This window comes from Pedobacter sp. Bi27 (assembly GCF_918698255.1).
Lineage (GTDB): Bacteria > Bacteroidota > Bacteroidia > Sphingobacteriales > Sphingobacteriaceae > Pedobacter.
This window is the reverse complement of sequence record NZ_CAKKMW010000004.1, coordinates 580,948-597,755: the sequence shown is the minus strand read 5'-3', so window position 1 is coordinate 597,755 and position 16,808 is coordinate 580,948. Positions and strand designations below refer to the sequence as shown.

Below are 16,808 nucleotides of genomic sequence, written 5' to 3'. Positions count from 1 at the left end.
ATGAAAAATATTAATCTAATATTTCTAATCACTGTTACTGTTTCAATTTGTACGCAAACTTTTGCCCAAAACAAATATTTTAAAAATTGGCCAAATGGTACTTCTCCATTAGAAATAGGAAATAAATTAAGTAAACATTACCTGGAAACACCACACACTAATTTTGGTTTTTCGACCCCACCAAGCTCGATTACCTATTCCGAAGTTTGTGCCTGGTATGGCGCACTAAAGTTTGCATCTTTTACCCGTAATAAATTACTGTCAGATTTGCTGGAGCAGCGTTTTCGGCCTTTGTTGTATGAGAAAAAAAATCTTCAGCCCAGGCCAGATCATGTTGATCCGAATATTTTTGGAACCCTTCCTTTAGAACTTTACATGCAATTTAAAAACCCTGTTTATTTGGATATGGGAAAATGGTTTGCAGATCAGCAGTGGACAATGCCTTCAAAAGCAAAGCAAGCTTATAAAGTGCTTTTGGATAAAGGTTTAACTTGGCAAACCCGGATGTGGATTGATGATATGTATATGGTTACCAACATTCAGGCGCAGGCTTATCGCGCAACAGGCGATCGGAAATATATTGATCGTGCAGCGCATCAGATGACCGTTTACCTCGATTCTATACAGCGCCCTAACGGATTGTTTTACCATGCACCGGATGTACCATTTTTTTGGGGAAGAGGAAACGGCTGGATGGCGGCAGGAATGACCGAATTGCTTAGTGCTTTGCCCAAAGATAATGCCGACCGGCCGAAGATATTAAAGGCTTACCAAAACATGATGGCAAGTTTAAAACGGTATCAAACCAAAGAAGGAATGTGGTTACAGTTGGTTGATGATCAGGCTAGCTGGCCCGAAACTTCCGGAAGCGCCATGTTTACCTTTGCCTTTATTACCGGAGTAAAAAACGGCTGGCTGAATGAAGAAGAATTTGGTCCATTGGCACGCAAAGCCTGGATTGCGTTAACTAAGTACATCAATACTGATGGGGATGTGAGAGAAGTTTGTCAGGGTACAAATAAGGAAAACAGCAGGCAATATTATTTAGATAGGCAGAGAATTACCGGAGATATGCATGGCCAGGCCCCGGTTTTATGGTGTAGTTTTGCTTTGTTAATCAAATAATTTAACAGAAGAGATTGCGATAAAAACTTTATTATGAGTGCAAATATAGAAATAAGTGTTTTATGAAAATTAATAGAAGACAGGTGATAAAAGGCAGCATAGCCTTGCTCTCAACATCCCTCTTTAGAGCAGCACCTACTTACGCTATAAATTATACTGCAGAAGAACAAGAATCGGCATATTTAGTTATAAATGCAGGCGTAGGAGGTAACAATACCGCCGATCTTTTAAACAGGGTAGAAGAAGATTGTTTACGTCTACATCCTAAACTGACTATTTTGATGGTGGGCACCAATGATATGAATAGCGTTAAACATATTCCTATTGATGAATATGAACGTAATTTGGATACCCTGGTAAAAAACATAAAATCAAAGGGGTGTAAAGTATTGTTAATGACAATACTGCCCGTTTACGAAGTGCATTTGCTTACCCGCCACCCAGCTCAGTTTTACCAACCCGAAGGTGTAGCAGGTCGAAGAATGCAGATAAACAATGTAATCAGAAAAATTGCTGAACAACAAAAGACACACTTTCTCGATCTTGGGCATCGGTTTTCAGCGATAGGCAAAATCGGAACGGATAAAGATTCGTTGATTCAAAATATAGCCAACAGCAATAAAACAGATGGCATACACCCTACAGCCAATGGTTACCGGTTTATTGCAGTCACTGTTTACGATTATATAATTGACCATCGGTTGCCAAAAACAAATATTGTTTGTTTTGGAGATAGCATTACCAAAGGCGATGGAACAATAGATAAAGATAGTTACCCTGCTTATTTAATTAAACTTTTAACTGCACCATAATATGGAAGTCTCAATTAAGAAAACCTCGATGTGTGTAATAATGCTCCTCCTAACACGGTTAACGGTACTTGGCCAGTTGTATAAGGCAGATATTATTGTTTACGGCGGAACATCAGCCGGTATAATGGCAGCCGTACAAGCCACAAAAATGGGTAAAAGCGTTATTGTAGTTTCACCCGACAGGCATTTAGGTGGTTTATCATCTTCAGGATTGGGCTTTACCGATACGGGAGACAAGTCCGTAATTGGTGGCCTCGCCAGAAAATTTTATCAAAAGGTTTATCAGCATTACCAGCAAGCTAGTGCCTGGAAATGGCAGAAAAAAGAGCAGTACGGTAACAAAGGACAAGGTACACCTGCTATTGATGGAACGGACCGAACCATGTGGATTTTTGAACCTCATGTTGCAGAACAGGTTATGGAAGATTTTGTCAAAGAGAATAAATTAAAAATTTACCGTGATGAATGGTTGGAGCGAAAACAGGGCGTAAAGATGAAAGATGGGAAGATTATCAGTATCAAAACCTTATCTGGCAAAATTTTTAGTGCAAAAATGTATATCGATGCTACTTATGAAGGCGATTTAATGGCTGCTGCTAAAGTAAGCTACCATGTGGGCAGAGAAGCAAACCATACCTATAACGAACAGTGGAATGGGGTACAGGCCTTGGTTTTTCAGCATGCGCATTATTTTAAAAATAATATCGATCCGTATAAAATTCCAGGAGATAAAAAAAGCGGCCTGTTGACAGGTATTTCTACTGATCAACCTGGACCGAACGGAACGGCAGACCATAAACTTCAGGCCTATTGCTATAGGATGTGCCTGACCAATAAAGCCGAAAACAAAATAGCGTTTCCAAAACCAGACCGCTACAATGCCATGGATTACGAATTGTTGTTAAGGGTGTTTAATGCCGGTTGGGATGAACTTTTTAATAAATATGATCCTATTCCGAACCATAAAACAGATACTAATAACCATGGACCGTTTAGTACCGATTTTATCGGAATGAATTATGCCTATCCTGAAGCAGATTACACAAAACGGAAAGAAATTATCAAAGCTCACGAAAATTATCAAAAAGGATTAATGTACTTTATGGCCAACGATCCGAGGATGCCAGAAAAAATTCAGCAGCAGGTTAAAAAATGGGGTTTGGCGAAAGATGAATTTAAGGATAACGGAAACTGGCCATATCAGCTTTATGTACGGGAGGCGAGGAGAATGATAGGAGATTTCGTAATGACCGAGCATGAAGTTCTTGGCAAAAAAGAAGTGCCAAATCCGATAGGGATGGGGTCTTATGCTTTAGATTCTCATAATGTGCAACGTTATGTTACGCCTGAAGGTTATGTGCAAAATGAAGGTGATGTCGGGGTTAAAGCACCAAGACCTTACAGTATCTCCTATCAGGCCATCGTGCCTAAGAAAACCGAATGCAAAAATTTATTGGTTCCCGTTTGTTTGTCATCATCTCATATTGCGTACGGATCTGTACGCATGGAGCCTGTATTTATGATCCTGGGGGAATCAGCTGCCACTGCTGCATCTTTGGCTATCGATCATAAAATCAACATTCAGGATGTAAACTATAATGAATTAAAAAACTTGTTGTTAAATCAAAAGCAGTGTTTAACTTTAGCAAACTAAAACGATTTATTAACCTTAAAATGTAAGAACCAAAAATTTTTATTAAACAAACAAACTTTAAAATGAAAAAATATCTGTCGCTTGCCGCCTTAATGCTGGTTTTTACAATAAAACTCTTTAGTGCCCCTATAGAGCTCCTATCTCCAGATAAGCGGATCAAAATATCGGTAGCCATTAAAGAAAAAATTGGCTACACGGTTACATTTAATGGTGATCCTTTATTAGCCGATTCCTATTTGCAGTTAAATCTGGCTCAGGCAAAGCTTGGTGAGCATGCAAAATTGATCAAAAAAACATTTTCATCCATAAACACCAGTTCAAATCCTGTTGTGCCGCTTAAAAATGCCACAGTGATTAACCATTATAACTTGTTAAGGTTAGATTTTAAAGGCGATTTTAGTGTAGAATTTCGAGCTTATAACGATGGGATAGCTTACCGGTTTATTACCAATAAAAAAGATTCGATCATTGTAAACAGCGAGGATGTGCATCTTAATTTTAACGATCCGGTTAAAGCAGCTTATTTAGAAACAGGTGGTTTTAAAACTTCATATGAGATTTTATACCGCCAAAACGAGTTGGAAAAAGTGAATAAAGAGAAGATGAGTGTATTACCAATCTTGTTTAACACAGGAAAATATAAAGCACTTTTATCAGAAGCAGATCTATACGATTATCCTTGTTTGTTTATAAAAGCAACAGATGATAAAACTGTTGATGCTATTTTTCCAAAGGTACCATTGGCTTTTGGAGAAGATGGAGACAGAAGTCAGAAAATTTTAAAAGAAGCCGGTTATATTGCTAAAACAGCTGGCAAAAGATCATTTCCATGGCGTTTTTTAGTTATTACCGATAAGGATACACAATTGGCTGCTAACGAAATGGTTTATAAGTTAAGTACACCTAACCAGTTACAAGATACCAAATGGATAAAACCTGGCCAGGTAACCTGGGAGTGGTGGCATAATGCCTATGTATATGGCGTGGATTTTAAATCTGGCTATAACCAGGATACTTATAAATATTATATCGATTTCGCTTCAAAGTTTGGCATTCCTTACATCATTATGGACGAAGGATGGGCAAAAACAACACTTAACCCTTTTGAACCTAATCCAACGATTAACCTGCAAGAGCTAATTGCTTATGGCAAACAGAAAAATGTAAAAATTGTACTTTGGTTTACCTGGCTGGCAGTCGAAAATAACTTTAACATTTTCGAAACCCTGGAAAAATGGGGAATTGCAGGGGTGAAAATCGATTTCATGGATAGAAGCGATCAATGGATGGTAAATTACTATACCCGTGTAGCTAAAGAGGCGGCTAAACACCATATATTGGTCGATTTTCATGGTGCATTTAAACCAGCTGGTTTGGAAGTAGCATATCCCAATGTGCTCTCTTATGAAGGCGTTATAGGTATGGAACAAAATATTGGAGGCGGTTTGGCCACGCCAAACAACAACTTATTCCTTCCATTTTTGCGTAATGCAGTGGGGCCGATGGATTACACGCCTGGGGCCATGCGTTCGGCACATAAAGAGGATTATAAACCTAGTTGGGTAAATACCATGAGCATTGGTACCAGGGCGCATCAGCTGGCTATGTATATTGTTTTTGAAAGTGGTTTTCAAATGCTGGCCGATAATCCTTTTAACTATTTAAGAGAGCCCGAAACCACTTCGTTTATAACCAGCGTTCCCGTAACCTGGGATGAAACCAAAATCCTGGATGCAAGCGTTGGCGAATATATCGTTACAGCTAAACGTAAAGGCGACAAATGGTTTATTGGTGCTATGGGCAACGATCAAAAACACGACTTGAAAGTTGAAACCGGTTTTTTGAAACCAAATGCAAATTACCAGATCACCCTGATCAAAGATGGCATCAATGCCGATTTTCAGGCAATGGATTTTAAACGCATCGTAAAACCAATTAAAGCAGGAGAAACGATCGGTATCAATATGGTAAAAGATGGTGGTTTTGTTGCTGTAATAGAGCAGGTTAAATAACAAAATTAATGTTTTTGTTGAAGGAGCTTATCAGTTAAATAAGCTCCTTTTTTATTGAGATGAAGTAGCAACTATACCAAAGGATAGCACTATCCTCTGGTATAGTAATAGCTTTTTGATACTTCGTATCTATAATTTTGCCAGACATAAAAAAGGCAAAAAAATGAAAATATTACATCTTATATCAAGCCCAAGGGGTGAAGCATCTTTCAGTATTAAATTGGGAAATGCCATCGTAGAAAAATTACAGGGTGCAAACCCCGGAAGCACTTTAACTACACATGATCTTACCAATACCCCATTTCCACATTTGGAAGAGGTACACATCAATTCTTTTTTTACACCGCAAGAAAATCACACGGCAGAATTTTCGGAAGCAATAAAACATTCAAATGAGGCCATTGCCGAACTAAAAGATGCTGATGTGATTGTAATCGGTGCGCCGTTGTATAATTTCGGTATTCCTTCTACTTTAAAAGCATGGATCGATCATATTGCACGTGCCGGTCAAACCTTTAGCTACTCAGAAAAAGGCCCCGAAGGTTTGGTAAAAAACAAAAAAGTATATCTGGCGATTTCTTCCGGAGGTGTGTATTCAGAAGGACCGATGAAACCTTATGATTTTACAGAATCTTATCTAAGATCGGTTCTTGGTTTTATGGGTATGACTGATATTACCGCATATCGCGCAGAAGGCCTAAGCATCCCAGATTTAAAGGATGTGGCTTTGGATAAAGCAATCGAAAGTATAGCCATTTAAGTGGTTTATTAGTTCATTGGTCATTAGTTCTTTGGCAAATTGGTTGATTGTTCAAATCGACTAAGGGCTGGGGGCTAATGACTTTGGACTAAAAAATTATGCTACTAAATATTTCTCAACCCTACTTGCAAAATCATTCAGATCGAATGGTTTGTTGATGAAATCTTCAGCATCACATTTGGCCTTAACTGTGTTCAAGTGGTTATTAGCCGACATCATCATGACCGGAATATCATGTGTTTTAATATTTCGCTTTAGGGTATTGCAGATGTCCAACCCGTTTCCATCTGGTAACATAATGTCAAGAATTACCATATCTGGCCGGTGTTTACTCATTTGAAACCAAAAATCGTTGGTGTTAGGGCAGGTCTTTACCTCGTAAAGTTCTTCGATTAACAAAAATTCGATGGTTTCCCTGATACTCGGATTGTCTTCCACTACATAGATGCACTTTTTCATAAGCTCTATTTTTATTATATAGATAACTAGTCTAGCTATCAGATGTTTAAGATAGTTATGCACAATACTGGAGTTATTAACCTTTTAGTACGCCGTGTCATGCGTTTCTATAATTTTTGTGCTGACTAAAAAAAATATAAAAATAAATTTTGATACTAATTTTTTTAGTATAGATTTGCTTTTGAAGAGACAGGATACATCCTTAAGATAATCTGATGTATTTAATTGATGATTTTAAACAAAAAGCTACTTGCTTGGTTTGTTTGCTGATATATTTATTTTCTATGACCGTTACCGTTTTAGCCATATTCGAAACAGATTTTAGACCAGATCTTTCATTAGGTAAAATCATGAATGAAAGACTGAGGATTGCTGCTGCAGATCTGCAGGATATTCATTTACAACATTTACAAGCCATTGGGCAACGTAGTGATGATTTAGTGGTATATATAAGTTATAATCCAAAATATAAAATAAGATGGCGTGTTGTTAACGATGTGCCAGAGGATGTAGAAAACTTTGTAGCCCAAACCTGTGGTAATTTAGGTTATATCCACTGGAAAACAGCTTCTATTAATGTTTTTAAAGGGAGTGAATAAAAAAAAGACTTCTATCGTGTATTTTATCGCGGTCGTCGTGTAAGTGGGAATCTTAATTAGATAAATTTACTATTATGATGAATAGAAGTATAGATGTTAAAAATAAGTAGATGGTATGAAAGATGCTGAACTAAATTCAGCATGACTAATTGTCTAGTTATAACCTGATAATCAAATAAAAAACGAGTTACCATTGGCAACTCGTTTTTTATTACAAGGTAGGGGACGTTAAACTAAAAATCCTCCGCCCAATAAATCATTTCCTTCGTAAAATACCGCCGATTGTCCTGGTGCAATTGCTGAAACATTATGATCGAACACCACACGCATTTTATCTTTTTCCTGAACAATTGTACTTAACATACCCGCATCTTTGTAGCGGATTTTGGTAATCACATCATTCATTGGTTCTTCAATGCTTGCATATTTTATCAGGTTAATATTGCGTACCATGGCTTCGCGGCGTTCAAGCTCATCAGCTTTACCCAAAACTACAGTATTGCTTTCTGGGAGGATCTGCGTTACAAACATGGGCTCGCCAAAGGCAACGCCTAAACCTTTACGTTGACCAATGGTGTAAAAAGGATAACCTTTATGTTGCCCAACAACCATCCCATTACTTAAAATGAAATTTCCGCCGGCTACTCTGTCTTCTAAATCTTCTACTTTATGTTTTAGGAAAGCCCTGTAATCGTTATCCGGAACAAAACAGATTTCGTAACTCTCCGATTTTTTTGCCAGTTCTTCCTGTCCCATATCCAAAGCCATCTGTCTGATTTCAGATTTTGCGAAACTGCCCAAAGGGAATTTGGTACGCGAAAGGTTTTCTTGCGAAACGCCCCACAGCACATAAGATTGATCTTTATTTTCGTCTTTTCCTTTTGAAATTACATAACGGCCGCTGTCTTGCTGGCGGATATTGGCATAATGCCCTGTTGCGATAAATTCGCAATCGAGTTTATTGGCACGTTTTAACAGTGCTTCCCATTTAATATGCGTATTGCACAAAACACATGGATTTGGAGTTCTTCCGGCAAGGTATTCATCAACAAAATTATCGATCACATAATCACCAAATTCATCCCTGATATCAAGGATATAATGGGGAAAACCATAGTTTACGGCAAGTGTACGGGCATCATTGATACTATCTAATGAGCAACAGCCAGTTTCCTTACTGCTTCCACCAGAAGTAGCATAATCCCAGGTCTTCATGGTTAAGCCAATAACCTCATAACCCTGCTCATGCAACATTACAGCCGCTACCGAACTATCAACCCCGCCACTCATGGCAACCAGAATTCTACCGTGTTTACTCATCTTAAAAATATTGGATGCAAAAATAAGGTTTATTTAGCTGAAATTATTTAAAGCAAGTCAGTTACTTGTAAAAAGCGGTTGTTAAATTGCTTCTGCTTATCACTTAGGTGGGCTAAAGTGACTCAGGTGGTCATTAATATTTTATTCTGAAAATGGCTGGTCCGGTATTAGTGGCTGTCAGCAGTCCTGCTATCCCTTCAAGTCCTGCCCGATGAATCGGATACCTCACCTCCGGGCTTTCCGCTCTATCAGGTTTACATCATAAAGTCTGTGGCCAGTGGCAACTACAAAAGCACGCATAATCTCGCAGGTTTTTAAAACCCGCAAGGTTCGAATTACAATAAATTGTATCTTCAAGCTTATAAAATGTATTTTTTGTTTTACTTAAACGTTTTAGTGTTCTGATTTATGCATATTTGAAGATAAATTAATACCTTAGAATTTTCAACGAAACAAGCTAAATTTTAAAAAGATATGATTAAAAAAATTATCCTGCCTTGTCTTTTGCTATCAGCCCTGCTTACATCGGCGCAGCAGAATCTTGTGCAGTATGTTAAGCCCATTATTGGTACATCTAAAATGGGGCATACCTATCCTGGCGCAACAGTCCCATTTGGTTCGGTACAGTTAAGTCCCGAAACGGATACTTTATCGTACGAAGTAAATGGAAAATACAATGGCGATGTTTATAAATACTGTGCGGGTTATAAATATGAGGATAAAACCATTACCGGCTTTAGTCATACCCATTTTAGCGGCACTGGTCACTCCGATTTGGGTGATTTTCTCATTATGCCTACACAAGGTAAATTACAATTGAATCCTGGTACTGCATCAGATCCGAAAAGTGGTTACCGTTCGGCATTTTCGCATACCAATGAAGTTGCAGAGGCAGGTTATTACAAAGTAAAATTAGATGATGATAACATTACCGCCGAATTAACCTCAACAACAAGGGTAGGGATGCACCAATATACTTTTCCTAAATCAGATCAATCGCACATTATTTTGGATCTGATGGCCGGTATTTACAATTATGAAGAAAAAACCGTGTGGACTTACGTTCGCGTAGTGAACGATACCCTGATTACCGGTTACCGCCAAACCAACGGATGGGCCAGAACCAGAACCGTTTACTTTGCCATGAGCTTTTCTAAACCTTTTAAAAGCTACGGACGTAAAAGTTACGATGCTAAACAGGCTTATAGAGGTTTTTGGGGCAAGTTTAACCAGGAACAGAACTTTCCTGAAATTGCTGGTAAAAAACTGAAAATGTTCTTCGATTTCGATACCCAGGAAGGAGAGAAGATTAAAATTAAATTTGCTTTATCGCCGGTTAGCCAGGAAAATGCTTTGCAAAATATGCGTGCAGAAATTTCGGGCTGGGACTTCGAAAAAGTGAAGGCTCAGGCGCAGGCTACCTGGAATAAAGAATTGAATAAAATACAGGTAACTACTTCTAACGATAATAAAATCAATTTTTACACCGCTTTATATCATGCTTTTATCAATCCAACAACCTATACCGATATTAATGGCGAGTATAAAGGTTTAGATCAAGGGGTACATAAAGCCGAAGGCTTTACCAATTACACCACATTCTCGCTTTGGGATACTTACAGGGCCTTACATCCATTCTTTAATATCATGCAGCCAGGCCGCAGTAATGATATGGTGAAATCGATGATGGCGCATTACGATCAGAGTAGTTTGCACATGTTGCCGATCTGGTCGCATTATGCCAATGATAACTGGTGCATGAGTGGTTACCACAGTGTTTCTGTAATCTCTGATGCGATTATAAAAGGTACCTACAATGGCGATGCGAACAAAGCATTGGATGCCTGCATTGCAACAGCTAAACACCGCGATTATGAAGGAATTGGCTATTATATGGATAAAGGTTATATCCCTGCAGAAAAATCAGGCATTTCAGTTTCCAATAACTTAGAGTATTCTTACGATGACTGGTCGATTGCGCAACTGGCTAAGAAATTAAACCGCATGGATGTTTACGACGAATTTATCAAACGTTCTAATAACTGGAAAAACAACTACGATAGTGCTTCTGGTTTTATGCGCCCTAAATTGGCGGATGGCTCTTTTAAAAAGCAATTCGATCCAAAAGATACCGAAGGACAAGGTTTTATTGAAGGAAACAGCTGGAACTACAGTTTCTTTGTTCCGCAGGATCCGGCTTCGCTGATTGAAATGATGGGCGGTAAAAAGAAATTTGCAACCCGTTTAGATACTTTGTTTACCATGCATTTACCTGACGAGTTTTTTGCGCATACAGAAGACATTACCCGCGAAGGTATTATTGGTGGATATGTACATGGTAACGAACCTGCACACCATATCGCTTACCTTTACAACTGGACCGATCAGCCATGGAAAACTCAGGCGCAGATCCGTCACATCTTAAACATGCAGTACAAACCTACTGCTGATGGTTTGGGTGGAAATGACGACTGCGGGCAGATGAGTGCCTGGTATATGTTCTCTTCGTTAGGTTTTTATCCGGTAGCACCAGGTTCTGATGTATATTCATTAGGCAGTCCACTGGTTAACAACGCAGTAATTAATTTGGAAAACGGTAAAACCTTTACTGTTGAGGCCATTAAACAAAGCGATAAAAATGTTTACGTAGAGAAAGTTTTATTGAACGGCAAAGAAATTACCGATCATAAAATCAAACATGCCGATATCACCAACGGTGGAAAGCTTACTTTTTACATGAGTGCAAAACCTAAGAAATAATTTTTCTCATCCCTGTACAAATTAAACCGTTGATTAATTTTAGTTAACGGTTTTTTATTTTAAATGAAAACTATGTTTAATACCTGTGGAATTTAAGGTCTTTTAACATCTATAATCTAACCAATTAACTATTTTTATTTATTTTAATAGTATGACAAAAATAACGCTCACATTCGCATTTCTTCTACTACTAGGCACTCCTACTTTTAGCCAGTTCTCAACCTCTCGTGTTCCAATCACAGAAGTTTTTTCTTCCAACGGAAAATTTTCGGTTAAATCTTATTCATACGATGATGAATTTCCAACAACCAGAGGCAGATCTATAGTATACAAGGCCGATAAAGTAATGTACGAAATCAACCGTTCATTTGATGTATATACTTTTGACCGGTATTTCTTAACCATTTCGAATGATGGCTCCACGATAGCTTATCTGGCAAACGCGACTAATCGTGATGATGGTTTTAAGAATGTTATTATCTACAAGGATGGAAAAAGGGAAGAAACTTATAGTACAAAGGAATTTTCAAGCTGTAATTCTGATGTAGAGAAATGTAATCTGTTTTACGATAATTCGCCTATGGTAATCGATTATCAAAAAAGTAAGCCAGAGCTTGTCGTATTTAAAGAAGGTACAAGCGATGAAGAGAAGTTTTTAAACGAGCAGTATGTGCTTAATTATAATGATGTTGTTTACTGTGTAGATACAAAGAAGATGGTAACGCTATACGATCTTAGAAAGCGTGAGATTATAAAAAAAGTTCCGTTCGGATCAGTTTATGGGAAGCTCAAAAACCTTAAACGCGAGATGCCAAAAACCGATTTTTTCGAATATGCCTATAAATACATTCCAGATTTTGTTATCAAGAAAACCAATAAAAAACTTGCAGTTGAGATAGAAAATAAGACTGGGTTAAAGTATGTGGGGATAAACACCAGCGACTTTTATAATTATAAAATACATCGGATCGTTTTAGCGGGCTACCTTACAAGAAGCGGTAATTTTGAAATCGACACATTAAGCTGTGCCAAAGAAATTGATGAAAATAAAATTAGGGCAATAATGACGGCCAATACTTTCGATGCCAGTTTTTTGTCTGAAAAAACAGAAAAACAATATTTCAAATTCTTTTTGGGCGGTTTCAGAAACCCTGTTGATTCTCTAGCTAAACAGGAACTTTTGGTAGAGAAAGAAGAGCAAAAGAAGGAACGTGCCAGGCGGTTAACATTAGATTCTATTAATCATGTTTATATCCCCGTTAATCTTAACGATTGCTTTCTACAGTTAAATAAAACTTTAAAACCAATTGACAGGGAGACGATTAAAAACTTTAAAGAAAGAAGCGACGTATTGAGCTTACATCATGGATTGGGTATGTGGATCAGAAATAATTGGGGACTATGGGGAGGTTCCAGGTTACAAAGTTACTTTGCGCAAAGGGGGTTTTCTGAACCAGATGGAATATCCAGTATCATTTTAGATGAATATTACGGCTGGCTTAACGGAAATCAGGAAGCAGGGACCAAATTTGAATTAAAGCATCCCTTAAAGAAATAATGATAAATAATGCAGTCGCGAAATATGACTAAAGTAAAATCAACAAACTCCCTGCAATATCAAATCTCCACAAATAAGTGTTTTCGTGTCGATTGGTTCTTTTAAAATCAAAAAGGCTAATAAACTATCCAATTCTGTAGATAATCTGTTTCTGATGAAAACAGAAAATTAAAATAAATTTTGATATCTTAATTATCTATCGTAATATTGCGATATAAAACTATGGGACTTACCAAAACAGAAATCTTCACCGAAGAACAGAACCAGATGGCAGCTTTATTAAAAGCGATGGCACATCCTGCACGGATTGCGATTCTTCAGCGCATCCTTAAATCGAATACCTGTATCTGTGGCGATTTGGTTGAAGAACTCGGCTTAGCTCAGGCGACCATTTCTCAGCATTTAAAAGAACTTAAAAATGCAGGTATTATACAAGGCACTATCGAGGGGGTGAGTATTTGCTATTGTATAGAACCTAAAACCTGGAAGTTATTACAAACACAGCTGGGCAATTTCTTTGCCTCATATAAAGGCGGGCAGAACTGCTGTTAAAATTTTTTACTTAAATCAATCGTTAAATTGCAATATTATGATCAATACATCTTCTACAGAATGGAGCAGCTTTAAGGCTGAGCTTCAGCAATATCCAGAATTGGTATTACAGTTTCAATATTCCCCAGGTAAATGGGTAAAAGCCAATTATCACATCACCGAAATTAAACAGGCACCGATTGTTTCGGTAGACTGTGGAGGTGTGATGAACGCCTGGACTGAAATTATTGTACAGTTATGGGAACCTACCGAACAAGAAACGGGTAGGGCGATGCAAGTGAAAAAAGCACTATCCATTATCAATCTGGTAGAAAGTAAACTGCCGTTGAACCCCAATGGAATTGTGAAAATTGAATTTGGCAATTCGGCGTTCGATACAAGGCAGATGTTTCCAGGTGAATTTAAAATTGATGGGGAGAACCTGGTTTTGGATCTTACACCTGATGCTACCCAATGTAAAGCAATTAATCGTGGCGGAAGCTGTGGTACCACCGAAGCCGGCGAAGAATGTTGTGCGCCTGCTCAGCCGATAAAGCAAAAAGTCGAACTGGTTAATCTAGTAGCTAATCAAAATAGTTGTTCTCCAGGAAGTGGATGTTGTTAATGATTCAAAATTTATAGTAATGAAAAATGTATTGGTGTTATGCACCGGAAATAGTTGCAGAAGTCAACTGGCAGAAGGTTATTTGAAACATTTTGCTCAAAACAAAGCCAAAATATACAGTGCTGGTATCGAAGTTCATGGCGTTAACCCAAGGGCAATAAAAGTAATGGCCGAAGATGGAATTGATATTTCAGGACAAACCTCTAACAATATCGAGGAGTACTTTGATGTTCCATTCAATTATGTGATTACCGTTTGCGATCACGCAAAAGAAAGCTGTCCATATTTCCCAACGCAGGCTATAAAACTGCACCATAACTTTCCCGATCCTGCAAAAGCCGTAGGTACCGATGAAGAAATCATGGCCGAGTTTAGAAAGACAAGAGATCTGGTGAAGGTTTACATGGAAGATTTTGTAAACAAAAACCTAAAACGCTAATATGTCAGCAGATATTTGTGCCCCGGCAGCTCAAAGAAAAAACCTCGGTTTTTTAGATCGTTATTTAACGCTGTGGATTTTTTTAGCCATGTTATTGGGGGTGGGCTTAGGCTTTTTATTCCCTTCATCAGCGGTCTTGATCAATTCATTTTCGAGCGGGAGTACAAACATCCCTTTGGCTATCGGATTGATCCTGATGATGTATCCACCTTTGGCAAAAGTTAAATACCAGAATTTAGGCAGATTATTTAAAAATGTAAAAATATTGAGCGCTTCGCTCTTTTTAAACTGGATAATTGGCCCGATTCTGATGTTTTTTCTGGCCATTGCATTTTTACACGACTATCCCGAATACATGGTTGGCTTAATTATGATCGGCCTGGCCAGGTGTATTGCCATGGTGGTGGTATGGAATGAGCTTGCTGATGGAAACCGAGAGTATGCCGCGGGCTTAATTGCCCTGAACAGTATTTTTCAGGTATTGCTTTACAGTGTATTTGCATATTTTTTTATTACGGTTTTACCACCCGTTTTTGGTTTAAAAGGCCTTTCTGTATCAATTTCCATTGCAGAAATTGCAAAGAGTGTAGGGATTTATCTTGGGATTCCGTTTGTGCTCGGTATTTTAAGTCAAAAAGTACTGATCAAGTGGAAAGGCGAAGAATGGTTTTATTCCGCTTTTGTACCGATGATTTCTCCCATAACCTTAGTTGCCTTATTATTTACCATCGTAGTGATGTTTAGTCTGAAAGGAGAATTGATTGTGCAGATTCCGTTTGATGTACTGCGAATTGCTTTGCCCTTAATGATTTATTTCGTGATCATGTTTGTGATCAGTTTTTTTGCAGGCAGGTATTTCGGTGCGGATTATGGCAAAAGTACCGCTATTGCGTTTACGGCAACTGGTAATAACTTCGAATTGGCTATCGCTGTGGCTATAGGTGTATTTGGTATTCATTCAGGGCAAGCATTTGCCGGTGTAATCGGTCCGTTGGTTGAGGTGCCCGCATTAATTGCATTGGTTAACTTGGCGCAATGGTTTAGAAGGAGATATTTTAGAACATAAGATCAACCTTTACTATTGACAGATTTTTATAGAAAAATCGTCATTGCGAGGCACGAAGCAATCTTAAAGCTCACGCTACTAGCGATTGTTGTAGGATTGCTTCGTCGGCTGAAAAGCCTTCTCGCAATGACGATTTCTCGCAGCAATAAACCCTGCTAAAAACCTTCTGTCATTTATATTGAGCTTTGTGTTATAAATAAAACTCGAAATGACGATTGCCCTAGTTACTATGCGCCAACCTCATCGAAATTAGTAGCAGTTGCCAGAAATTTCCAATTGGCCATATCCCTTTGTACATCTGCAATTTTTGCATCAGCTACCTGATAGGCATCAGGGCCTAAGAATAAATGAAGTGGTGGATTTTCACTTTTCGAAGCTTCAATAATCACCTCAACTGCTTTGGCCGGATCGCCTGGTTGTTGATTATTGATGTCGTTTTGGTGTGCCGCTTGCGAGTCGCGTACCTCTTTGTAGGCATCAATTGGTTTATTCGGTACCGCTAATGATCCTTCAGTTAGGAATGCTGTTCTGAAATAACCCGGCTCTACAATCGTTGCTTTGATTCCCATCGATTTTACTTCAGCCGCTAACGATTCGGTAAAACCAACCACTGCAAATTTTGTAGCGCAATATATTCCGAAACCAGGGAAGTTACCTGAAAAGCCACCGATTGAAGAAATATTAAAAATGTGACCTGATTGTTGTTTTCGCAATTGAGGAAGTACTTTTCTGATGACGTTTAACGAACCAAAAACGTTCACATCGAAATTTTGACGTGATTCTTTGTCGCTCAATTCTTCTAAAGCACCAAGCATGCCATAGCCTGCATTGTTTACCACCACATTTACCTGACCGAATTTGCTGATCGTTTGGCTAATTGCTGCTTCTACACTGCTTTCGTCGATCAAATCAACAGCTAGTGGTAAAAAGTTTTGGTGTTCACCAACTGCGTTAATTAAATCATTCAGGTTTCTTGAAGTTGCAGCAACGCTAAGACCATTGCTTAATAATGTTTTTACTAATATAAGTCCCAGGCCTTTTGATGCGCCTGTTACAAACCATACTTTTTGATTTTCCATAATGTTTTT

The 16,808-nt window shown here is 38.2% G+C and carries 15 protein-coding genes; 12 read left to right on the top strand and 3 right to left on the bottom strand.

What is annotated here, in order from left to right; genetic code table 11:
* From LQ227_RS16445 to LQ227_RS16425, 5 genes are all read left to right on the top strand, one after another.
* Positions 1-1,125: a glycoside hydrolase family 105 protein gene (locus LQ227_RS16445; RefSeq protein WP_230141614.1), complete on the top strand. Its 1,125-nt coding sequence runs from the start codon at positions 1-3 to the stop codon at positions 1,123-1,125.
* A gap of 62 nt (positions 1,126-1,187) precedes the next feature.
* Positions 1,188-1,937 carry an SGNH/GDSL hydrolase family protein gene (locus LQ227_RS16440; protein ID WP_230149985.1) on the top strand — a complete coding sequence of 250 codons (750 nt, stop codon included), beginning with the start codon at positions 1,188-1,190 and terminating at the stop codon, positions 1,935-1,937.
* 1 nt (position 1,938) lies between these two features.
* Positions 1,939-3,591 carry an FAD-dependent oxidoreductase gene (locus LQ227_RS16435; RefSeq protein ID WP_230141609.1) on the top strand — a complete coding sequence of 551 codons (1,653 nt, stop codon included), beginning with the start codon at positions 1,939-1,941 and terminating at the stop codon, positions 3,589-3,591.
* Positions 3,592-3,653: 62 nt separating this feature from the next.
* Positions 3,654-5,603 (top strand): glycoside hydrolase family 97 protein, encoded by a 1,950-nt coding sequence (locus LQ227_RS16430; RefSeq protein ID WP_230141600.1) that lies wholly within the window; start codon positions 3,654-3,656, stop codon positions 5,601-5,603.
* A 163-nt stretch (positions 5,604-5,766) separates the two neighbouring features.
* Positions 5,767-6,363 carry an FMN-dependent NADH-azoreductase gene (locus tag LQ227_RS16425; protein ID WP_230141597.1) on the top strand — a complete coding sequence of 199 codons (597 nt, stop codon included), beginning with the start codon at positions 5,767-5,769 and terminating at the stop codon, positions 6,361-6,363.
* Positions 6,364-6,459: 96 nt separating this feature from the next.
* On the opposite strand, the gene LQ227_RS16420 is transcribed toward LQ227_RS16425, so the two are convergent.
* Positions 6,460-6,822: a response regulator transcription factor gene (locus LQ227_RS16420; RefSeq protein WP_230149983.1), complete on the bottom strand. Its 363-nt coding sequence runs from the start codon at positions 6,820-6,822 to the stop codon at positions 6,460-6,462.
* Between the two features lie 284 nt (positions 6,823-7,106).
* On the opposite strand from LQ227_RS16420, the gene LQ227_RS16415 reads away from it, so the two are divergent.
* Positions 7,107-7,421, top strand: a complete 315-nt coding sequence (locus tag LQ227_RS16415; protein ID WP_230141584.1) for a hypothetical protein — start codon at positions 7,107-7,109, stop codon at positions 7,419-7,421.
* A 228-nt stretch (positions 7,422-7,649) separates the two neighbouring features.
* Here LQ227_RS16415 and mnmA read toward each other — a convergent pair whose 3' ends face one another.
* Positions 7,650-8,741: a tRNA 2-thiouridine(34) synthase MnmA gene (mnmA, locus tag LQ227_RS16410; protein ID WP_131031545.1), complete on the bottom strand. Its 1,092-nt coding sequence runs from the start codon at positions 8,739-8,741 to the stop codon at positions 7,650-7,652.
* Positions 8,742-9,215: 474 nt separating this feature from the next.
* Here mnmA and LQ227_RS16405 point away from each other — a divergent pair, with 474 nt between their 5' ends.
* The 6 genes from LQ227_RS16405 (at position 9,216) to arsB (ending at position 15,720) form a co-directional block, all read left to right on the top strand.
* On the top strand, positions 9,216-11,501 hold the full coding sequence (locus tag LQ227_RS16405; RefSeq protein ID WP_230141580.1) for a GH92 family glycosyl hydrolase: 2,286 nt from the start codon (positions 9,216-9,218) through the stop codon (positions 11,499-11,501).
* A gap of 151 nt (positions 11,502-11,652) precedes the next feature.
* Positions 11,653-13,059: a DUF6794 domain-containing protein gene (locus tag LQ227_RS16400; protein WP_230141578.1), complete on the top strand. Its 1,407-nt coding sequence runs from the start codon at positions 11,653-11,655 to the stop codon at positions 13,057-13,059.
* A 222-nt stretch (positions 13,060-13,281) separates the two neighbouring features.
* Positions 13,282-13,611 (top strand): helix-turn-helix transcriptional regulator, encoded by a 330-nt coding sequence (locus tag LQ227_RS16395; RefSeq protein ID WP_230141576.1) that lies wholly within the window; start codon positions 13,282-13,284, stop codon positions 13,609-13,611.
* Positions 13,612-13,648: 37 nt separating this feature from the next.
* Positions 13,649-14,215: a DUF6428 family protein gene (locus tag LQ227_RS16390; protein WP_230141574.1), complete on the top strand. Its 567-nt coding sequence runs from the start codon at positions 13,649-13,651 to the stop codon at positions 14,213-14,215.
* Positions 14,216-14,234: 19 nt separating this feature from the next.
* A complete protein-coding gene (locus tag LQ227_RS16385; protein WP_230141572.1) occupies positions 14,235-14,654 on the top strand; it encodes an arsenate reductase ArsC in 420 nt (139 codons plus the stop codon).
* A 1-nt stretch (position 14,655) separates the two neighbouring features.
* Complete coding sequence (arsB, locus tag LQ227_RS16380; protein WP_230141570.1) at positions 14,656-15,720, top strand: ACR3 family arsenite efflux transporter; 1,065 nt, start codon at positions 14,656-14,658, stop codon at positions 15,718-15,720.
* A gap of 227 nt (positions 15,721-15,947) precedes the next feature.
* Here the strand turns inward: arsB and LQ227_RS16375 are convergent, their stop codons facing one another.
* A complete protein-coding gene (locus tag LQ227_RS16375) occupies positions 15,948-16,799 on the bottom strand; it encodes an SDR family NAD(P)-dependent oxidoreductase (RefSeq protein WP_230141568.1) in 852 nt (283 codons plus the stop codon).
* Positions 16,800-16,808: the final 9 nt, after the last annotated feature.